Below are 19,655 nucleotides of genomic sequence, written 5' to 3' on the forward strand. Positions count from 1 at the left end.
TTTATCCGCGCACAAGTTTGAGCATTTCAGCATGCAAATCCGGCGTTGCTGCCGAGATCACTTTCCCATCAGAATTCAACCCCAAAGGCTGCCCTTCCCAATCCGTCATAACGCCTCCCGCCGCTTCGATGACGACCGAAACCGGCAGATAATCGTAGGGCTGCAAATCATAGTCAATCACCGCATCCACATAGCCCGCCGCCAGCAGCGCATGTGGATAGCAATCATAAGCAAATCGGCGCGTCTGACCTGCATTCATCAACCTTTCAAAAACGTCGGGATGGTCGCGGTGGATCTTGTCGCCTTCATTCACAAATAGAATGGCCTGATCCACCCTCGTTTTGGCGGACGCTCGAATGGCCTCGCCATTTAGCGTCGCCCCCTGCCCCTTCACACCCAGAAATATCTCGCCAAGCGCAGGCATGGCGATGACACCAACCTGAGGAACACCGTCTTCCAGATGCCCCAGCAGGAACCCGAACAATGGATGACCGGACAGAAACGATCGGGTACCGTCAATCGGATCAACGATCCAGATATGGCGTCGGTCCTTACCTTCGAACCCGTGCTCTTCTCCAAAGATGCCATGATCCGGGAAGTGTTGCTCAATGTAATCGCGAACGCACGCCTCGACGCCTTTGTCGGCCTGGGTGACCGGGCTTTCATCCAATTTGAACTCGATCCCAAGATGGCCACGGAAATAACCACGCGCGGCCTTGGCCGCGATTCCTGCGATTTCGACCGCGTGACCCGCGTAGTCACTCTTCGCCAGCACCGGCCTCTCCTCCTGTCGCCACCCTTACTTTGATACCCCACTCCTTGAAGGCCGCCGCAAGTACGCCCTTGGGCCGTTTGTCCGTGAACAGATCGTCAACCCGTCGCGGGTCGGCACCGTGATAGGGCGCGGTTTCACCGAACTTGAAATGGTCGGCCGCAACCACAGACCAGTCGCTATTGTCGACGACGATAGACGCCAGATCCGCCTCGGCAGAACTCAGATACAAAAACCCTTTGCGTGCTGACACGGCATCCGCACTTAAAATGGACAGATCGAATGCGAATCTCTGCGCCTGACGGTGCGTGACATGACCAAAGGTTCCGCGTTCATCGCTTTGCATCTCACCGCCCAACAGGTGAACCCGCGATCCATTTACACCCACCAGGCTTTGCGCCACTCCTACCGAGTTGGTTACGACAGTAAGGTTGCTGCACTGGCGCAGCTCTTCGGCAACGAAGGCCGTTGTCGACCCCACATCCAGAAAGACCGTCATCCCATCGCGCACGACTTGCGCGACGCTCGATGCGATCAGGCGTTTTTCGTCAGGATGCTGCGCAATGCGACGAAAGAAACTCGGATCACCCTGAGTTCCTGCCAGATAGGCCCCGCCATGCACGCGTTCCACTGCCCCGGATTTGGACAATGCCTTGATCGCGCGCCGTACGGTTTCCTCGGACACATTGAGGGCTTTTGCCAGATCGGAGTTCCGCGCGGCCCCGCCGAGGCGACGTAACACATCCAGCAATTCGACTTCTCGATGCGTATGTACACCGCGATTCGACACAGCGCCCTCAGAATAACCCCACGAACATGTTCACCCAGCCACACAAGGCGGTCAAAAGCAAGCACTTCATTTGGAATTTGACGGATTGAATCCACTTGCTTGGGAAGAATCCCTCGTTTTCCCTCAAATTTACTCAAACATCGCAAATCCGAGCAGACAGCGCCGATTTCAAATCCACGATTTCAAAAGACCTTGAAGGAAAAAGATTCAACCCAAAGGGGAAAATCTGATCCTCTTGAACGACGCGGCGTCATATTCGGGTCCTCTAATGTGGGTGTCAGCAGCGTTTCCAGGGGGTGGATCGTCTGCGAACTCACCATCGCCCCCAACACCTGGGGCGACCCACATTTTTTGGAGCAAGATATGAAAAACTTTATCGCAAATACCTTCAAGCGTCTGCGTCGTGATGAGTCGGGTGCGACTCTGGTCGAATACGGCATCGCAATCGCACTGGCGGTCGTATTGGGCGCCGGCGCGCTTTCGACGCTGGCAGGCGACGTCGCAGGTTCGATGACTGCCGCTGGCAACTGTATGCCAAATGCAGACGGCTCGGTGCCGACCTGCGGAACCACGCCGTAACTTTAGAGAAGCACTTTCTCAAATGAAATTGTTGCCGCGGCCTTGGAGATTTCGCGGCAACACCTCCCGGAGCAAATCCGCAAGACGTCACCGTTATCCATAGTTTTTTTAAAGAGTGCGACTTCGAACGGATTTGAACAGGGCGTTTCACCGCAAATCAGTACATGGCTGCCAAGTCAGCGGTGAAACGCCCCCTCCGGGCCATTTGATCAACGGCATCAAGAGCGCCGACCAACAATATTGGAGACCACCATGCGTTTCTCTTCTTTCCTGACATTCGTCGCCGGACTGGGGGTTGCAGCGGGCTCGGTGTATCTGGCCCGTGACTACATCGAGAATGAATATGCCAAACGACAAGCCGTCGAAGAAGAAAAGGTCGTCAACGTCATCGTTGCCGCCCAGGACATCGACTTTGGCCAAGTCGTGGACGCCCAGAAACTGACCACTATCGCCTGGCCGAAAGAAGCGCTGCCAAGCGGCGTTTATACCGCCTACGACACATTGCTTCCAAGCCAAGGCAAGGAATTTCGCCGCGCCAAGCGCGCAATCTCTCAGGGTGAGCTGATCCTGACCAACAAGGTCTCGAACTTTGGCGAAAAAGTCACCATCGTTCAGACCATCAGCGCCAACAACCGCGCGATGGCAATCAACGTGAACGCCCAGTCCGGTGTTGGCGGTTTTGTCACGCCGGGCGATTTCGTCGACATCCTGTTGACGCACGGTGCCAATAAGGACCTGAAGACCGTCACGATCCTGCAGAACAAGCGCATCATCGGCGTTGATCAGGAAGCGGACGAGCAAAAAGACGCGCCCGGTGTCGCCCGTACCGTCACCGTCGAAGTCACGCCTGAAGAAGGCCAGCGCCTGGCGCTCGCCCAGCGCGCAGGAACGCTCAGCCTGACGCTGCGCACACTTGAGGCGGCCAATGACGAACCGCTGGAATCCATCGGACTGAGCGATGTTCTGCGCGAGTTGTCGCCGGTGCCGGAACAAGCACCGATCAAAACCGTCGTCGTTCGCCGCGGTACAGACGTGACCGTTACCGAACTGCGCTGAAACGATTTGCCGAGGAGATGACAGATGAAACTCGCCAACACCATGAAACGCCTCGCCTCTGACGAAAACGGCGCGATGCTGGTGATCTGGGGGGTATCGTTTGCCATCTTCTTCGGTATCGTCGCACTTTCTTTTGACGTCGGTCGCACCGCGATCACCCGGACCGAACTTCAGTCCTTTGCCGATCACGTCGCCCTGGCCGCCGCCGGAGAGCTGGACGGAGGTGCCGACGCCATCATCCGGGCAACCGCAGCCGCCGAGAACATGATCGTCGACAACAAGACTTTCGGCAGCGGCGGCAGCCAGCTGAGTGGCAATACCGACTTTACCCTGACATTTCTGTCTGACCTTCCCGCCGATGACACCGATGTCGTGACAGCGACCACCACGGATGCGACCGAAGCTGCATATGTTCTGGTTCAGACCACACCTTCGACAGTCGCCGCAACGTTCGGCGCTGTCTTCGCCGCCCTGACCGGAAATCCAATGCCAGACAGTTGGGCCAATGGATCGGCAATCGCCGGATTTACCCAATATGCCTGCGACGTGACCCCGATGATGTTCTGCCTGCCCGATTCAAATTATAAGGCGGACGAGAATATCGGTGATATGATCCTGTTGCGCTCTGGCGGTAATGGCGCGGGCTGGGGGCCCGGCGATTTCGGCTTCCTCGACCCGGCCAAGACTTTGGTCGACGACGAAGGCCCCTGCGCCGGTCTGAGCGGTGTGAACCTTGACGCCTGCCTGATCGGGGCCGAGGGCAGCATCACGCAATGCTTCAACATGCGCGGCGTCGATATCGAACCGGGCCAGAAAGTCGGCATCGAGAACGCCATCTATAACGTGCGCTTCGATATCTACCGCTCGATCATGAATGGCAAGAAGAACAATGCGAACTTCCCGCCTGCCCCAAATGTGATCAAGGGTATTGTTCCCGGCACCGGCAACACCTGCATCAGCGGAAATGAGGAGATCTCGCCTGATACAATGGGCATGCCGCGCGACGATTGCTTTGGAAGCGGTGGCTGCAGCCGATTTGGCGACGGCAGCTGGAACGCAGGCCGAACAGCCTATGTCAATATGAACTACGACGGCACTGATCCGCACCCTTCCGCCACAACTCGGTATGAATACTACCTTGCCGAGATCAACGCGGCCGCCAGTTCCTCCGCTCCGCTTCTGACCGGCAAGGCCGAAACCGGTCGCCCGATGTGCTCGAACAATCAAAGCAGTGATCCGGATCGCCGCGTGATCATCGCCGCCGGTATCGATTGCTCTGCCAACCCGATCAACGGAGCCGCCACCAACGTGCCAGTCCAGGAATTCTTCAAGATCTTCCTGACCGAGCCTGTCGGCGATGACGGTTCCTCTCCTCCCACCGTTGACATCTGGGGCGAGGTCGTCGGCAGCGCCAGCGAATACAGCCCCGGTGCCGGCTCTCTCTTCCACGACGTTGTCCAGCTTTACAGGTGATCCCATGTTGTCTCGTCTGTTCCATAGCAAGAAACTGTCGGATTTCCGCCGCGACGAATCCGGCGCCGCCTTGGTCGAATTCGCCATACTGATGCCGATGATGCTGGTTCTGTTCGCCGTAACCATCGAAGGCGGTCGTCTGTTCTGGGCCTATCAGAATGTCAACGCAGGCGTCCGTGACGCCACGCGCTATCTGGCCCGCGTCGCTCCCAAGGATATGTGCAGCGGCGGCACAGCGGTCAGCACCTATACGACCAAGGCCGAAGAGATCGTCAGAAACCGGATCGACGGCACCTCGCCGTTCCCGTCTGGGATCAGCGTCAACTCGGTCTCGCTCAGCCTGAACTGCGTCGCCGGAACCTACCGCGTTTCGCCCGCGCCGGTCATCCAGGTCACTGCGAACCTGTCGGTCACTTTCCCCTTTGCCGATGTCTTCTCACTGGTCGGGGGCAACCTGCAAAACGTCAACACCGTCATTTCGGATCAGTCACGGGTATTTGGAGCATGAGACATATTGCAAGAAAATACCGCCTCGCCCAGCAACTGGCACGCCTGCGTCGGGATGAAAGCGGCACGACACTGGTCGAATTCGCTGTTGTCCTGTCGATCTTCCTGCTTATGTTCTTTGGCCTGATCGATTTTGGCCGCATGAGCATGCACTACGCTGCCGCCGAACGAGCCATGCATGTGGCGGCCCGCATCGCCGCTGTTCGCCCACCGGCCTGCACCGGCGTACCGAACGTGCACCGCCGCGGACCGGTTCAAAACGGCTCCACCGCGCCCGACTTTGGCACAATGTGCAGCAGCGGCGCGAATGTCTGTGCCGACGTCGGAACGATCAGCTGCAGCGGAGACTCCACCAACGACACTGCCAGCGAGATCTGGGACATCGTTCAAGGATCAATGCCGATCAACAGCACGATTTCCAATCTGCGCTTTTCCTACACTTACGACAGTGACCTTGGCTTCTTGGGCGGTCCGTTCACGCCGATCGTTACAGTTGAGGTGCAAAACCAAACTTTTGAATTCATTTCGCCGCTAGGGGGGCTGGTGGCATTGGCCGGAGGTACGTCCTCCCCGGATCTCGGGGCCTCCGTAACCTTCCCCTCCATGAGTGCATCGATGCCTGGTGAAGACCTGGCAATGGGCACCAGCGGATAATTTCAGACAGGAGCATAGTAAAATGGAACAGAGACATAAGACAATTGCAGTCGTATCAGACGACCCGCTGGTTCACTCCAGCCTGCAAGCCGCTCTGGGCACCGACGCTTCGCTGAAAGTGACGGGTTTGAACGCAACCCTGCCCCAGATCAACGGCAAGGCCACCGGACTCGCCGCTTCGACCGATGTGATCGTGTTCCGGACCGGAGCTGCAGCTTCGGACGATGTCGAAGCGATCCGCGCCATTCGCAAGGGCGGAGGCACACATGCAGCGATCATCGCGCTCAGCGATGATGGCATCCTGTTCAGCGATGCCCGCAAACTGACCGATGCCGGCGCAACCGACGTGCTGCCTATCTCCATGAATGCCGATGATCTGCGCAACAGTATCTGCAAGGCAATGAATGTGGGCAATCAAATCGCATTCGGATCTGCCGATTCCGGTCGCGCTGGGAAAATCATCTCCGTCGCGCAAGCGCGTGGTGGGATCGGCTCGACCACCGTCGCCGTCAATGTGGCCGACCAGCTATTGGACCGGCGTGGCATGATGAAGAAGGTGCCGACCAACAGCGTTGCGCTGGTGGATCTTGATCTGCAATTCGGCGCGATCAGCAGCTTTCTGGACGTGCAGCCGAACGAAACTCTGTTCCAGATGGCGGTTGAGGGAACCATGCCCGACGCCACATTCTTGGAACAATCCATGGTAAAGGCCGAAAACGGGGTCGATGTCCTGTCAGCACCAACTGGATTTGCGCCCGTGGATTCCCTGCGCCCCGAGCAGGTGAAATCCCTGCTTAACGTTCTGCGCAGCAAATACGACTATGTTGTCGTGGATCTGCCTCGCGCCCTGGTGCCCTGGCTGTCGCCAGTGCTCGAAATGAGTGACCGGATGTGCCTTGTGACCGACAGCGCGGTTCCGTCCGTTCAGCAATGCCTGCGCCTGGCCAATTTCTTCACCGAGGATGTGCCAACGCTTCAGATTGATCTGGTGGTCAATCACGAGAAAAAGCCGCTGGTTCAATCCAGTCATCACAAGGAAGCTTCGGCGATCCTGGGCCGCCCGCTCCGCTATTGGCTGCCGCATGACGAAAACGCAGCTCGCGAAGCTGTCGATCGCGGTCAACCGCTATCGAAAGCAGCCGGGCGATCGGCGCTGACCGCAGCGCTTGCGAAGATGGGAAGACAGATCGCTGCAGATCTTAAGGAAAACACTGCAGTCGCGACTGCGAAAGCCTGATTAGGGGGTAAAAATGTTCAAGTATTTTTCAAATAGCAGCGAGCAAGCGACTGCAAAGGCCATTCATCTGCGTCCGGTCGAAGATGTAAAACCGGTGATAGTGGCCAAGCAATCGGAAGAAGAAAAGGAGCTGGTAAAGTTCCTGGAACTCAAAAGCCGCCTGCACGAAGCCCTGCTGGATCGCCTCAACCTTTCGGTTGTGGAAAAAGTTGCGCCCGAGGAACTGCGCCGCGAGGTCGCCGCGCTGACCAGCGAGGTTCTGGCTGCAGAAAACAACCCGCTTCGCTCGGATGATTTCCGCCGGATCGTGGATGAGCTGATGGACGAGGTTCTGGGCCTTGGGCCGCTTGAGCCACTGCTGGCCGATCCGACGATCAATGACATTCTGGTCAATGGCCACCGCGACGTGTTCGTGGAGCGCCGCGGCGTGCTGGAACGCACAAACACGCGCTTCCGGGACGAAAAGCACCTGTTGCGCATCATCGACAAAATCGTGTCACGCATCGGTCGCCGCGTCGATGAAAGCAACCCTTGGGTGGATGCCCGTCTCGAGGATGGAAGCCGTGTCAACGCCATCATCCGCCCCTGCGCCATCGACGGTCCCAGCATGTCGATCCGCAAGTTTTCCGAGACACCTCTGACGCTTGACCGCCTGATTGAATCGGGCTCGCTGGACCAGCGCGCCTCCAAGTTCCTGATGGCATTGGTCGAAGCGCGCAAAAACATTCTGATCTCGGGTGGCACCGGTTCGGGCAAGACCACCATGCTGAACGCAATTTCGGCCGGCATCGACCATCGTTCGCGCATCGTTACCGTCGAAGACGCCGCCGAACTGCGACTACAGCAAGAACATGTCGTGCGACTGGAAACCCGCCCGCCGAACCCCTCGGGCAATGGCGCGGTGCTGCAACGGGATCTGGTGCGCAATGCGTTGCGGATGCGCCCTGACCGCATCATCGTGGGCGAAGTTCGTGGCGCCGAAGCATTCGACATGCTTCAGGCAATGAACACCGGCCATGACGGATCGATGACCACAGTGCACGCCAACTCGGCTCGTGATGCCATAGGTCGGATCGAGCAGATGGTCACGATGATCGGCTTGGACATGCCGCTCAGCGCCATCCGCGCACAGATTTCGTCGGGCCTCAACTTTGTCGTTCAACTGACCCGTCTGGCCGATGGCAAACGCCGTGTCGTCAGCATTTCCGAGATCACCGGCCAGGAAGGCGACGTGGTGACCATGCAGGACATTTTTGTGTTCCGCAAACTGGGCAAATCGGAAACCGGAGAGATCATCGGCGAGTTCGTCGCGACCGGCATTCGTCCGCAGTGCATGGACGATCTGGTTGCCGCCGGTATCGACCTTGATCTTTCGACCTTCCTGGCCAAGGGAGCGTGATCATGGAAATCTTCGCTGGACAACAGGAATTCACGTATCTCGTTTATACCGGCATCGCAGTGGGAACGCTGCTTGCCTTCACCGGCATGGCACAACTGGCCAGTCGGAGGGAAAAAATCAACGAAGCGAAAACACGCCGTCTCAAGATGTTGGCCAAGGGCCACGACGCGGCAGACGTGTTGGCGCTGCTGAAACCAAAGCAAAGCAGCGGTTTCTGGCAAAAAGTACCGTTCGTGGGCGATTTGCCCCGGCAATTGCATCAGTCCGGTCTGACCATCGGAATCGACAAGTTCACGTTTCTTTGCCTGCTGCTCGGCTTTGGCGTGTTTGCATTCGCCTTGTACCCGCTCGGCCCCACCGCAGCTCTTGTGCTGGCCATTCTGGTAGGCTTTGTCGGCCCGGTCGGCTTTGTCAAAATCAAATACAAAAAGCGTACCGATGAGCTGACCAAGCAACTGCCTGATGCATTGGACATGCTTGCACGCGGCCTCAAGGTCGGCCATCCACTCAGCAACTCGATTGGCGCGATCGCGCGAGAAATGCCCGACCCGATCGGAACCGAATTTGGTATCGTATTTGACCAGATAAGCTATGGCGACGACTTGCCAGATGCGTTTCAGGAGTTCGCCCAGCGCGTGGATATCGAAGATGTCTACTATCTGGCAGCAAGCATCGGCATCCAGCACGGCACCGGCGGCGATCTTGTCAACGTCATCGAAATCCTATCCAGGGTGATCCGCGACCGGATTGCAATGCGGCGCAAGATCCGTGCGATTTCATCCGAAGGCCGGCTGACCGCCTGGTTTCTGTCAGCCTTGCCCGTGATCATCGGGATCTTCACCTCGATCACTGCGCCAAATTATTACCGGGGCGTCATGGAGGACCCGCTGTTCCTGCCGATGGCCATTTCAGTGGTGGTTCTGACCACCCTGAATCTGATTTTCCTGAAAAAACTCGTCAATTTCAGAATTTGAGAGGACGAAAGCCATGTTCAACAATATCCAAAGCCTAGCGGCATCAATGGAAATCTCGCCTGAGATCACGATCCTCTCGGGACTGGGGATCGGAATAGTACTCGTTTTCTGGAGCATCGCAGCGAATATGGGGCGCAAGAGCGTACCAGCGACGCGTATTGCGGCTTTAAAGGGCGCGCCCAACATGGCGCGTCTTGACAAGGCGATCCTTAAAACTCCTACCGCTGAATTCGACGGTTTCACCAAAGCTTTTGCTCCGGGAAACGAAAAGGAGCGCTCGGAGCTCAAGCAGCGTCTGCTGCGCGCGGGTTTCACGTCGCCCAACGCATTGCGGTACTTTGTTATCACCAGAGCCGTTCTGGGCCTGATCCTTCCTGGTCTCCTTCTGGCATTGGTCGTCATCACCAAGATGCCCGGCGCGTCGGTCCCAAGCGGCCTAGCGGCCCTTGTTTCCGGTTTGACCAACTTTCAAATCAAGCTGTTCCTGGCATTTCTCGTCGGCGCCGGCTATTTCGGCCCGAATTTCTGGCTTAACAACAAGGTCAAGCAGCGCACGCAAAAGATCGAGGAAGGCTTTCCGAACGCGCTGGATCTGATGCGCATCTCCGTCGAAGCAGGGCTTGGATTCGACGCCGCAATGGCCCGTGTAGGTAACGAGTTGACCGAAATCTCACCCGAGATCTCGCTGGAGTTCCTTTCGGCGCAGCGCCAAGTTCAGGCGGGCCGCCCACGGGATGCCGCACTGATGGACATGGCCGACCGTACCGGTGTCGATACCGTACGTTCATTTGCGAAAGTCACCCAGCAGTCGATGCAATTCGGCACCAGCATGTCTCAGGCGCTTTCGACCTATTCGGACGAGTTGCGTAATTACCGCGAAATGAAAGCACAGGAGATGGCAAACAAGCTGCCGGTCAAGATGTCTGCTGTCTTGGCGGCGCTGATGCTGCCAGCGCTCATCATGCTGACCATCGGCCCGAATGTCATTCGCTATATTCGATATTTCTCCGGCTAATCCTCACCTGACATTCGACGGACATACACCCTGCGTCACGTCGTTCCACAAAAGCGGTCGCCACACTTTGATAGTGTGGCGACTTTTGTGACGCGCTCAAACCCAATACCCAACGTTAACTACGTATCCAATTGGAGAGCGGCGTGAATCAGTTTTGACGGAGTTTTAGGGATCGGATTCCATCAATACGTGAATAATCCGCAACTACCGGCTCGACTGTTTTCGCCGCAGGCCTCAATAACAGCAGATTTAATCGAAAATCCTCCATTTTGTAGAAACCTTTCAAACTATTCGCCAATGTATAGTGACCAAGTTCGCCACAACTTGGTTGTTGTACCCTCGGCCCTGTTTGTTTTCGGGTGGAGGTCATTGTTCACGAGTAACCTGACCTGGGGGGTTAGGAATGTTTTCTTACGGCGACCGCACAGAAGGTCAGCATAACCACCTCGCTTCCGAAGCCCGCCTGATTGGGGCAGTCGCGAAATGGTGTGAATGCCTTCACTCCAAAGCTTTGTTGATGGATGCTCTTCATAGCATCGCCGAAAGCCTCGGCGCCGAAATCGTGGTGCTTGCGCGCGTGCCAAAAACGGCACGCGCGCTTCCCAAGACTATTTCCTACGATGCAAAACCGACCACCGGCCACGGACCGTGCAGATCGTATTCCCGTACCCTGCTCGGCCCATATCTGGATCAGGCCAAACCCGGGTCCACCTGGGCCAAGTCGACGCTTTACGACGAATTCGATCCATCGTTGATGGAGTTTCACCTGAACCGTCGGTTGAGAGAGTTGATCGTTATACCGCTCTCCCGCAACGACATGACATCGGATCTACTGGAACTTCATTTTCCGGAGGCCGTGCCGCCCCAAATTCTTGCCGTCTTGAACATCTTGGCAGAAACGCTGGCACAAACCTGGGGCAACCGCGCCAAGGGGCTGTTCATGGATGCTCTTTTGCGGTCGACACCCAATGACACGGCGCCGCTGGATGGGAAACCTATCCTGAGCGTCGAAAACCCCGCCCGCCTGAGTCGCGCCGAGTACCGAGTTTGCGTTCTTTTAAACCGTGGAAAGACAAACGAGGGTATTCTCAAGGCCCTGGCAATTTCCACTTCGACCTTGCGCACACATCTGAGGAATATCTACGCCAAGACCGGCGTGCAGAACCAGGCAGAGCTGATTTATCAACTGATGTCAGTTGAACCTTTCACCTCGGATGACGCCGTCGGCGCACAATTTGGCTGAGGCGATCGGCAATGGCACCGTTTTTCCAAGCAATGTTTTGCCTCCTGATGAGCCTCGTCGCGTATTGCGACGTGAAATATATGAAAATCCCAAATATTCTGCCGTTGGGCGGGTTGGTGCTGTTCGTGACGTTCAGCCTCACCCTTCCATTCGACATGGTTGTGTGGCGGTTGGCAGCGGCCTCTATCGCTTTCCTGGTGGTATTTGTACTGTTTTCTCTTCGACTGATCGGCGGTGGAGATACCAAAATGCTTCCGGTCCTGATCCTGTTCGTTCCGACCGGTGGGCTAATTACCTTTGCCTACATATTCTCGGCGGCGATGCTGATCGGCAGCCTGTTAACAGTCGTGATGCAAAGGCTTCCTGTATTTCAAGGCGCGGGTTTGACCAGTGTCTCGCAAAAAGGCCATTTCCCCATGGGGATTGCCATCGCAATGGCGGGCATCGGACAACTCATTCTGTTGGGGTGAGCATTCACCGACTTTTTGATCGTGAATTAGGTTCGAATATCTCTCACTTGTTTTGCCGCGCCCAAAATCCAAGCGTCTTCAATTGGTACAATGTAAAGGAAACCGTTCGTCAAACGGTGGATAATGGTGCGGGCGGGGAGACTCGAACTCCCACACCTTGCGGCGCCAGAACCTAAATCTGGTGCGTCTACCAATTCCGCCACGCCCGCACGAACAGGGACAGAACCCTGTAATGAGGCGCTCAATAACAAAGCTTTCAACCAAGTGCGAGGGGGAATTTTGCCCTCTCACAAGGAAAGCATTCGGAACACTTTCGGCAACTGTTCCGGCAGATCTTCGGCGATCAGACCAGGGCCAAACTCACGCGCGCATTCGACATGCAGCCAGGCCGCCGATTCCGCCGCCTGCATCGGGGCAAAGCCGCGGGCCAGAAGGCCGGTGATGAATCCCGCCAGCACGTCGCCAGTTCCGGCGGTGGCCAGCCACGGAGCGGCCCGGTCGTAATGCGCCGAATTGACCGAACAGCGCCCATCCGGTGCCGCAATCACCGTGTCCGCCCCCTTGAACAGAACAACACAACCCGCCCGCTTCGCCGCTTCTCGCGTCGCGTCCACCTTGGAATAGGCCGGCCCTTTCGTGGGCACCGCATCCAGCCTTGCCGCGATGTCCGGGAACAGGCGCGCAAACTCGCCACCATGCGGGGTCAGAACGCAGGTCTCATGCAACAGAGCGAACAGCTCTGCCGGTTCTTCGGCATAGGCGCTCAGCGCATCGGCATCCAGCACCGTGGCGCGTTTGGCGGTCAGCGCCACCGGCAACAGATCACGCGCCCGCTCGACGCCCATACCCGGCCCCAAGCAGAGCGCGTTGAGGCGGGTATCCCCCAGCACTGCCGCTAACCCATCGGCGCCCTCGACACGCGCCAGCATCAGCGCGGTGATCTGGCAAGCAACCTCCTGCTGCGCGCTGGGCGGCACCGCCAGCGTCACCATCCCTGCCCCAATCCGCAGTGCCCCTCGCGCCGCCAAACGCGCCGCACCGGTTCTTCCAGTACCGCCTGAAAGGATCAATGCGTGGCCGTGACTGTATTTGTGCTGACCAGCCCATTTTCCACGAAAACCACTGCTCTCAGGCAAATCAATCAACTGGACCTCCGTAGGTGCAGCGTTGGAATTTAGTCCAATATTAGCGACAACAATTTTATTCGACAGTCCGGGACCTCCGCCATAATGACCATCCCCCAACAGGTAGTGCCCAAGCTTGGGAGCGTGGAACGTAACTGTTAGATCAGTTGGAAAAGCTCCAAAATTTGCTCCGGAATCGCAGCAAAGACCGCTGGGACAATCGACGGCAACGTATTTTGGCCGTCGGTCACTTTGCGGTCTATGCGTAACGGTCGGTACAAAGCCGTGCCAAGCGCGATCAATGTCGTCCGGCATCGTCCGTGTTATTCCAGTACCGAACAGAGCATCGACAACCAAGTCATGTTCTTGATTGTCCAACGCCTCTTCGACAGCACCATCGTCCCATTTACAGGCAACATCCAGGGCGCACCACCGCTCATAATTCACCCTCGCATCCGTCGGCAGTTTCTCGGGATCGCCATACAGGAACACCTCCACCTCCCAGCCCCGCTCCTTCAACAACCGCGCCACGACAAACCCGTCGCCGCCGTTGTTGCCCGGCCCGCACAGCACAACGGCCCGCTGAGCGTTCTCTTCATCTTTGTCCAAATACTCCGGAGAGCGCGAGGGGCTGGCCCCTCGCCTGTCCAATTCCGGCCACTCCTCGAAAATCGCCTCGACAACACCTCGCCCGGCGCGTTCCATCAGCTCAAGCCCGGTCACCTCACCGGACTCGATCGCGGCCTTTTCAAGCGCCCGCATCTGCGCCGCCGTCAGCAATTCCGTCATCGCAATTCTCCCCGCGATTCACTTTCGCGCATTTTTTGTGCACTGCGATCAAAGTTTGATCGCAAGCCCGGTTTCAGGCTGCCAAACACCTCGCATTTCCGCAAACGCGTTGCCGCCCGATCTTAGACGTGATCTGAGCCAGCCTGACAAGATTGCGAGGGAACTCCGATGAAGAAGATCGAAGCGATCATCAAGCCGTTCAAGCTGGACGAAGTGAAAGAAGCGCTGCAGGACGTCGGTGTCCAGGGGCTGAGTGTCATTGAGGTCAAGGGCTTTGGCCGCCAGAAGGGACACACAGAACTATATCGCGGCGCCGAATATGTCGTCGATTTTCTGCCCAAGGTGAAAATCGAAGTCGTGCTGGACGACGATCAGGTCGATGCCGCAATCGAGGGGATCATCGGGGCCGCCAAGACCAACAAGATCGGCGACGGCAAGATCTTTGTCTCGCCCGTCGAACAAGCCATCCGCATCCGCACCGGCGAATCCGGCTCGGACGCGCTGTAAGAAACAAACGAGATCTCAAACAGAGGACTAAGAGAATGAGCAAGGACGCAGTTCTTCAGCTGATCAAGGAAGAGGGTGCCGAATATGTCGACATCCGCTTCACCGACCCGCGCGGCAAGCTGCAGCACGTGACCATCGTGTCAGACCTGGTGGACGAGGATTTTCTGGACGAAGGGTTCATGTTCGACGGCTCTTCCATCGCGGGCTGGAAGTCGATCGAGGCATCGGACATGAAACTGATGCCCGACACTGAAAGCGCCTATGTCGATCCGTTCTATGCGGAAAAGACCATCTGCATTCACTGCACCGTTGTCGAACCCGACACCGGAGAGCCTTATGATCGCGACCCGCGCGGTACCGCGCAGAAGGCCGAAGCCTATCTCAAGGCGTCGGGCATCGGTGACGTGGCCTACATGGGACCCGAGGCCGAGTTCTTCCTGTTCGACGACGTGCGGTTCTCGAACTCGATCAACAAGGTGTCCTACGAAGTGGACGCGACCGATGCGTCCTGGAACACCGACACTGAGTACGAGATGGGCAACATGGGTCACCGTCCCGGTCTGAAGGGCGGCTACTTCCCGGTCAACCCGACCGACGAAGCACAGGACCTGCGTTCCGAGATGTTGTCGACCATGAAGCGACTGGGCATGAAGGTCGACAAGCACCACCACGAGGTTGCGTCGTGCCAGCATGAGCTGGGGCTGATCTTTGGGACGTTGACCAAACAGGCAGATGAGCTGCAAAAGTACAAGTACGTGATCCACAACGTGGCGCATGCCTATGGCAAGTCCGCGACCTTCATGCCAAAACCGATCTATGGTGACAACGGTTCGGGAATGCATGTGAACATGTCGATCTGGAAAGACGGCAAGCCGTTGTTCGCAGGCGACAAATATGCCGATCTGTCGGACGAGGCGCTGTGGTTCATTGGGGGTATCCTCAAGCACGCCAAGACGCTGAATGCTTTCACCAACCCCGGAACCAACTCGTACAAGCGACTGATCCCCGGCTTTGAAGCCCCGGTTCTGCGCGCCTATTCGGCCCGTAACCGTTCGGGTTGCGTCCGTATTCCGTGGACCGAAAGCCCGAAAGCCAAGCGCGTCGAGGCCCGCTTCCCCGATCCGTCGGCAAACCCCTATCTGTGCTTTGCCGCACTGCTGATGGCCGGTCTGGACGGCATCAAGAACAAGATCGATCCGGGCGAAGCCATGGACAAGAACCTGTACGACCTGCCGGCGGAAGAGTTGGAAGGTATCCCGACCGTTTGCGGCAGCCTGCGCGAAGCGTTGGATTGCCTGGCGGCGGATCACGACTTCCTGCTGCAGGGCGACGTGTTCACCAAGAGCCAGATCGACGGCTATATTGCCCTGAAGATGGAAGAGGTTCACACATACGAACATACACCGCATCCGGTGGAATTCGGCATGTATTACAGCTGCTGATCGGCAGTCTGCTTATGACCGAAAGGGCGTCCGTAAGGGCGCCCTTTTTCGTTGACCTTTACGGCTCCGCCGATACGCTTGGTCACGGATTTCAGCTATGGAACAGTTTCATGACCTTTCTTCGCCCGCCTCAGCGCATTTTCGGAAATTTCTCCTGTGCAAAGTCGAATTGTACGAATTGTACCGGTTTTGAAGGCACGAATGAGCATTTTGTACCATTCGGAATGCGGCGCGTCGTTGTGGCCGCATTGCTGGGCTTGTTCCTGTTTCCCGCCACAGTGCCTGCGGCAACCTGCGGCAATACCAGCGCCGGGTTTGAAAACTGGAAGAAGGATTTTGCCGGAGAAGCGAAACGTGCGGGTGTGCGCAAGAAAGGGCTGAGCGCCCTGGCCCAGACCCGGTACGCCAACAGCACCATCGCAGCAGATCGGAACCAGAAGAGTTTCAAATATTCTCTCGACAAATTCATGCAGGTGCGCGGCGCGGATGTGATCGTGGCGCAAGGGCGCAAGAGAAAGGCGGCGAACCCGGAGTTCTATGCGGTGCTGGAACGGCAATACGGTGTGCCTGCGGGCATATTAATTGCCATTCACGGCATGGAAACCGGATTTGGCCGCTTCATGGGCGACAGTCCTGTTGTTTCCGCTATCACAACACTGGCCTATGATTGCCGACGCTCCGACTTTTTCGTTCCGCATGTCATCGGTGCGCTGAAACTGGTGGATCAGGGTTCGATTTCAGTGGCGACAAAAGGCGCAAAACATGGCGAGCTTGGACACACGCAATTCCTGCCCGGCAACGCGCTGGCCTATGGCGTCGACGCAACCGGGGACGGACAGGTCGATTTCTACAACATGACCGATGCGCTGGCCTCGACCGCGAATTTCCTGCGCCAGAAGGGATGGAAACCTGGTCGCGGATACCAGCCGGGAGAGCCGAATTTCACGGTGATCGAGCAATGGAACAGCGCCACCGTCTACCAGAAGGCGATTGCCATAATGGCCGCGCGAATCGATGGATGACAAAATCGCGAGCGTTGCCCACGCCATATATTCGCCACATTGAATCTATGATTGGGGCCCAAACCCCTAGGTCTTGTGGTTTCCAATCCGTGATCAATCCATAAATTCCGTTTCGAAAGTTCACTTTCGGTCTAACTTTCCCCCACATCGTGCAGTAGTCTTGATTCTGACAGTACACGTATAGGGGGATTCCACCTGTGACGCAGAACGGCAAATACCACGGCGGCCTGGTTTTCGAAGGCAGCGTCGAGGGCGCGCTGGATCAGTTCAGCCGCATCGTTACCTCCACGTTGGAAGACTATGGCCATCATGTCGAGCGCCGTTCGGTGATGGGGGTCTATGATGCGCGTATCGTTTCGGGTCAGTATCTGATCCGCTTGCATCTGGAAGCCGATATCCCGGTTCAGGAACCCCGGCACCGGCGTATTGACCGGATTGCGGGGTTGAAGACCGCTCTGGCACGTGTGGCCCCCGCGCCCCGAAACAGGTTGGTCATCTCGATGTCGCCGGTTTCTGACCTGTTGGACGACCGCGAAATTTCAGAGATGATGCTGGTTGTGATCCTGTACCGTCTGGTCGAGGTTCAGCAATCGACATTGATCGAGTGGCTGTCACCGAATGCAAGTCTGACGGTCGAACAGTTCATGACGGCATTCTCAAGCCTTGCACCGCAGCACAAGCGAAGCCGCAAGCAATTGTTCAGCGCGGTCTGTGGCCCGTTCCCGACTGGCCTGGCCGACAACGACAATGCCGAAATTGTCTCGATAAGGGGCGGCTGGACCGGCTCGCATCAAGAGACCGGTAACAAGCAAAAAGACAAATCCAAGCTATTCGACGACCAAGTACTGGCCCTGACCTTTCGAGCAGACCCGGATCACCTGGCAAAGGACGACAAATGCCCGCAAGAGGCCCTTTCCAACGATCTGCAAAGGTTGACCAGTTGGTGCATGACCGGAGTTGTTGCGTTTTTGGCAACTCCGGTCGCGGTTTCCCTGGCCGCGGTCAATCTGATCCGGGGCGAGGATTTTCGTCTGAACACGCAGGTTCTGTCCTATACCGCCGCGATCGTGTTGCTGGAAAGCAGTGGCGCATATATGGAGCTGGCCTCGGCTCTGGGACTGTAGTCGTCAGTCCCGGTGCGGCAGCGACCGCGCCGCCAGGACATATGTATGGATCGAAAACACCACGGCCCGGCTTTGTGGCAGTCGCAGCAGGCACTGCCTCTCGCTCCGCAGGTACGGGGCCTGTGAGCGGTTGCGCGCGGGCCGCGGAGCGTGGGCGCGGCGCGGCTGATAGAGTTCGGCATCGTCATACCAAAGGGCATTGAACCGCCAGAGCGGCCTGTCGGGCTGGATGCCGTCGAACAGGCGCTGCACCCGCTTGGCGATGCTGGCGTCATAAGATGCCACGGGATCGTGGATCGCGATCAGCGGGCGCATGAACTTTTCCGAAAGCGTCCAGCTGGCCGGAAAGCACAGGATTGCGCCGGTCAGGATATGCTCTCCCCCCTGCTTGTGCAGGATGCAGAAATCTTCCTGCACCAGCCTGCACAGGGTGCCCAGCGGGTCAGTGCGATCAATGGGAATGCGGGCGCCATCCGGGCGTTGGGCGGTATCGCCCGTGTCGGGATAGACCTGGGCCAGCACCAGATCGAGCAATTCCCGCGCGGCCGGAACGGCGCTGTCATCAAGCGCCAGAACCTCGTCCCGGCGGTTTGCCAACAGCGTCTCGCGCCGGGCCATCTGGGCGGCAAAGGCATCGTCCTGATGCAGCCAGTCCGCGATTTGCAGCGGCCGGATGCCCGGCAAGGGCGGCTGGGCCATCGGGTCGTAGGGAATCGTTTTCTGCAAGATATCTGCCATGTCCTGGGCCTAGCACCGCATTTGTCGCCTGTCGGTCGAAAAACGACGAAATATCCGTCGCAAACCTTGGCGACCCTGCGTCAGATGCTGGACAGGCTGGGTCAGAACCCAGGGAGGCAAGCCTTGAACACGCATTACCGAGACACCCGCAAGATCGATCCGTCACGGGGCACAACGCTGGCGGACGGCACGCCCAACGACAATGACCGGATCGAAATCGGGCCGACGCAACTGGCCTTTCGCGAGTGGGAAGCAGCGGGGCTGGTGCTGCCGAACCTGGAACGGATGCGGGAGTATCGCTGGAAACGGCTGACGAAAGCCATCGTTGATCGCGGGTATGGCGGCCTTTTGATGTTCGACCCTCTCAACATCCGGTACGCGACGGATTCGACCAACATGCAGTTGTGGAACACGCACAACCCGTTCCGGGCGGTGCTGCTGTGTGCTGACGGGTATATGGTGATCTGGGACTACAAGAACTCGCCTTTTCTGTCCAAGTTCAACCCGCTGGTGCGCGAGCAGCGCTCGGGCGCGGATCTGTTCTATTTCGACCGGGGCGACAAGGTGGATGTGGCGGCGGATGTGTTCTCGAACGAGGTGCGCGTGCTGATCGAGGAGCATTCCGGCGGCAACAAGCGGCTGGCGGTGGACAAGATCATGCTGCACGGGCTGCGCGCGCTGGAGGCGCAGGGGTTCGAGATCGTCGAGGGCGAGGAGGTCACCGAAAAGACCCGCGCCGT

At 57.6% G+C, this 19,655-nt stretch carries 19 protein-coding genes, 1 tRNA gene and 1 pseudogene; 16 read left to right on the forward strand and 5 right to left on the reverse strand.

Going from position 1 to position 19,655, the window contains the following annotated elements; genetic code table 11:
* Position 1: 1 nt before the first annotated feature.
* Positions 2–775: an inositol monophosphatase family protein gene (locus tag AC2FNB_RS01445; RefSeq protein ID WP_480749803.1), complete on the reverse strand. Its 774-nt coding sequence runs from the start codon at positions 773–775 to the stop codon at positions 2–4.
* Positions 759–1,562, reverse strand: a complete 804-nt coding sequence (locus AC2FNB_RS01450; RefSeq protein WP_496744011.1) for a DeoR/GlpR family DNA-binding transcription regulator — start codon at positions 1,560–1,562, stop codon at positions 759–761. Before AC2FNB_RS01450 ends, AC2FNB_RS01445 begins: the two co-directional genes overlap by 17 nt.
* A 363-nt stretch (positions 1,563–1,925) precedes the next feature.
* Here AC2FNB_RS01450 and AC2FNB_RS01455 point away from each other — a divergent pair, with 363 nt between their 5' ends.
* The 11 genes from AC2FNB_RS01455 to AC2FNB_RS01505 all read left to right on the forward strand — a co-directional run bounded on the left by AC2FNB_RS01455 (position 1,926) and on the right by AC2FNB_RS01505 (position 12,169).
* Positions 1,926–2,141, forward strand: coding sequence for a Flp family type IVb pilin (locus tag AC2FNB_RS01455; RefSeq protein ID WP_480599878.1), 216 nt, complete (start codon positions 1,926–1,928; stop codon positions 2,139–2,141).
* 252 nt (positions 2,142–2,393) lie between these two features.
* The gene (gene cpaB / locus AC2FNB_RS01460) at positions 2,394–3,197 is read left to right on the forward strand and encodes a Flp pilus assembly protein CpaB (RefSeq protein ID WP_480749801.1); all 804 of its coding nucleotides are present in this window, start codon (positions 2,394–2,396) and stop codon (positions 3,195–3,197) included.
* A gap of 24 nt (positions 3,198–3,221) precedes the next feature.
* Positions 3,222–4,670: a pilus assembly protein TadG-related protein gene (locus AC2FNB_RS01465; protein WP_496744013.1), complete on the forward strand. Its 1,449-nt coding sequence runs from the start codon at positions 3,222–3,224 to the stop codon at positions 4,668–4,670.
* A 4-nt stretch (positions 4,671–4,674) separates the two neighbouring features.
* Positions 4,675–5,178 carry a TadE/TadG family type IV pilus assembly protein gene (locus AC2FNB_RS01470; protein ID WP_480749799.1) on the forward strand — a complete coding sequence of 168 codons (504 nt, stop codon included), beginning with the start codon at positions 4,675–4,677 and terminating at the stop codon, positions 5,176–5,178.
* On the forward strand, positions 5,175–5,831 hold the full coding sequence (locus AC2FNB_RS01475; protein WP_496744015.1) for a TadE/TadG family type IV pilus assembly protein: 657 nt from the start codon (positions 5,175–5,177) through the stop codon (positions 5,829–5,831). Before AC2FNB_RS01470 ends, AC2FNB_RS01475 begins: the two co-directional genes overlap by 4 nt.
* A gap of 22 nt (positions 5,832–5,853) precedes the next feature.
* Positions 5,854–7,068, forward strand: a complete 1,215-nt coding sequence (locus AC2FNB_RS01480) for a CpaE/TadZ family protein (protein WP_496744017.1) — start codon at positions 5,854–5,856, stop codon at positions 7,066–7,068.
* 13 nt (positions 7,069–7,081) lie between these two features.
* Positions 7,082–8,467, forward strand: a complete 1,386-nt coding sequence (locus AC2FNB_RS01485; RefSeq protein ID WP_496744019.1) for a TadA family conjugal transfer-associated ATPase — start codon at positions 7,082–7,084, stop codon at positions 8,465–8,467.
* 2 nt (positions 8,468–8,469) lie between these two features.
* On the forward strand, positions 8,470–9,441 hold the full coding sequence (locus AC2FNB_RS01490) for a type II secretion system F family protein (protein ID WP_480749795.1): 972 nt from the start codon (positions 8,470–8,472) through the stop codon (positions 9,439–9,441).
* 13 nt (positions 9,442–9,454) lie between these two features.
* A complete protein-coding gene (locus AC2FNB_RS01495) occupies positions 9,455–10,456 on the forward strand; it encodes a type II secretion system F family protein (RefSeq protein ID WP_496744021.1) in 1,002 nt (333 codons plus the stop codon).
* Positions 10,457–10,973: 517 nt separating this feature from the next.
* Positions 10,974–11,699: a helix-turn-helix transcriptional regulator gene (locus AC2FNB_RS01500; protein ID WP_496744023.1), complete on the forward strand. Its 726-nt coding sequence runs from the start codon at positions 10,974–10,976 to the stop codon at positions 11,697–11,699.
* 32 nt (positions 11,700–11,731) lie between these two features.
* Positions 11,732–12,169 (forward strand): A24 family peptidase, encoded by a 438-nt coding sequence (locus tag AC2FNB_RS01505; RefSeq protein WP_496744039.1) that lies wholly within the window; start codon positions 11,732–11,734, stop codon positions 12,167–12,169.
* A 124-nt stretch (positions 12,170–12,293) separates the two neighbouring features.
* Here the strand turns inward: AC2FNB_RS01505 and AC2FNB_RS01510 are convergent.
* Positions 12,294–12,378 (reverse strand) — tRNA-Leu (locus AC2FNB_RS01510).
* 78 nt (positions 12,379–12,456) lie between these two features.
* On the reverse strand, positions 12,457–14,082 hold the full coding sequence (locus tag AC2FNB_RS01515; RefSeq protein ID WP_480749792.1) for an NAD(P)H-hydrate dehydratase: 1,626 nt from the start codon (positions 14,080–14,082) through the stop codon (positions 12,457–12,459).
* Positions 14,083–14,250: 168 nt separating this feature from the next.
* Between AC2FNB_RS01515 and AC2FNB_RS01520 the strand changes: the two genes are divergently transcribed.
* The 4 genes from AC2FNB_RS01520 (at position 14,251) to AC2FNB_RS01535 (ending at position 18,177) form a co-directional block, all read left to right on the forward strand.
* Positions 14,251–14,589, forward strand: coding sequence for a P-II family nitrogen regulator (locus AC2FNB_RS01520; RefSeq protein WP_496744025.1), 339 nt, complete (start codon positions 14,251–14,253; stop codon positions 14,587–14,589).
* A 35-nt stretch (positions 14,590–14,624) separates the two neighbouring features.
* Positions 14,625–16,031 carry a type I glutamate--ammonia ligase gene (gene glnA, locus AC2FNB_RS01525; protein ID WP_496744027.1) on the forward strand — a complete coding sequence of 469 codons (1,407 nt, stop codon included), beginning with the start codon at positions 14,625–14,627 and terminating at the stop codon, positions 16,029–16,031.
* A 224-nt stretch (positions 16,032–16,255) separates the two neighbouring features.
* Positions 16,256–17,053, forward strand: coding sequence for a lytic murein transglycosylase (locus AC2FNB_RS01530; protein WP_496744029.1), 798 nt, complete (start codon positions 16,256–16,258; stop codon positions 17,051–17,053).
* Positions 17,054–17,250: 197 nt separating this feature from the next.
* Positions 17,251–18,177 carry a hypothetical protein gene (locus AC2FNB_RS01535; protein ID WP_496744031.1) on the forward strand — a complete coding sequence of 309 codons (927 nt, stop codon included), beginning with the start codon at positions 17,251–17,253 and terminating at the stop codon, positions 18,175–18,177.
* Positions 18,178–18,180: 3 nt separating this feature from the next.
* Here AC2FNB_RS01535 and AC2FNB_RS01540 read toward each other — a convergent pair whose 3' ends face one another.
* Positions 18,181–18,915, reverse strand: a complete 735-nt coding sequence (locus tag AC2FNB_RS01540) for a heme-dependent oxidative N-demethylase family protein (protein WP_496744032.1) — start codon at positions 18,913–18,915, stop codon at positions 18,181–18,183.
* Positions 18,916–19,038: 123 nt separating this feature from the next.
* Here AC2FNB_RS01540 and AC2FNB_RS01545 point away from each other — a divergent pair.
* Positions 19,039–19,655, forward strand: a pseudogene (locus AC2FNB_RS01545) (aminopeptidase P family protein); the annotation flags it as partial.

It is taken from the genome of Ruegeria sp. BHSB058 (assembly GCF_059613285.1).

Bases quoted from the DNA above. Each gene is read 5' to 3' on its own strand.
- AC2FNB_RS01455 (WP_480599878.1), top strand. From the start codon at position 1,926: ATGAAAAACTTTATCGCAAATACCTTCAAGCGTCTGCGTCGTGATGAG.
- cpaB (WP_480749801.1), top strand. From the start codon at position 2,394: ATGCGTTTCTCTTCTTTCCTGACATTCGTCGCCGGACTGGGGGTTGCA.
- AC2FNB_RS01465 (WP_496744013.1), top strand. From the start codon at position 3,222: ATGAAACTCGCCAACACCATGAAACGCCTCGCCTCTGACGAAAACGGC.
- AC2FNB_RS01470 (WP_480749799.1), top strand. From the start codon at position 4,675: ATGTTGTCTCGTCTGTTCCATAGCAAGAAACTGTCGGATTTCCGCCGC.
- AC2FNB_RS01475 (WP_496744015.1), top strand. From the start codon at position 5,175: ATGAGACATATTGCAAGAAAATACCGCCTCGCCCAGCAACTGGCACGC.
- AC2FNB_RS01480 (WP_496744017.1), top strand. From the start codon at position 5,854: ATGGAACAGAGACATAAGACAATTGCAGTCGTATCAGACGACCCGCTG.
- AC2FNB_RS01485 (WP_496744019.1), top strand. From the start codon at position 7,082: ATGTTCAAGTATTTTTCAAATAGCAGCGAGCAAGCGACTGCAAAGGCC.
- AC2FNB_RS01490 (WP_480749795.1), top strand. From the start codon at position 8,470: ATGGAAATCTTCGCTGGACAACAGGAATTCACGTATCTCGTTTATACC.
- AC2FNB_RS01495 (WP_496744021.1), top strand. From the start codon at position 9,455: ATGTTCAACAATATCCAAAGCCTAGCGGCATCAATGGAAATCTCGCCT.
- AC2FNB_RS01500 (WP_496744023.1), top strand. From the start codon at position 10,974: ATGGATGCTCTTCATAGCATCGCCGAAAGCCTCGGCGCCGAAATCGTG.
- AC2FNB_RS01505 (WP_496744039.1), top strand. From the start codon at position 11,732: ATGTTTTGCCTCCTGATGAGCCTCGTCGCGTATTGCGACGTGAAATAT.
- AC2FNB_RS01515 (WP_480749792.1), bottom strand. From the start codon at position 14,082: ATGACGGAATTGCTGACGGCGGCGCAGATGCGGGCGCTTGAAAAGGCC.
- AC2FNB_RS01520 (WP_496744025.1), top strand. From the start codon at position 14,251: ATGAAGAAGATCGAAGCGATCATCAAGCCGTTCAAGCTGGACGAAGTG.
- glnA (WP_496744027.1), top strand. From the start codon at position 14,625: ATGAGCAAGGACGCAGTTCTTCAGCTGATCAAGGAAGAGGGTGCCGAA.
- AC2FNB_RS01530 (WP_496744029.1), top strand. From the start codon at position 16,256: ATGCGGCGCGTCGTTGTGGCCGCATTGCTGGGCTTGTTCCTGTTTCCC.
- AC2FNB_RS01540 (WP_496744032.1), bottom strand. From the start codon at position 18,915: ATGGCAGATATCTTGCAGAAAACGATTCCCTACGACCCGATGGCCCAG.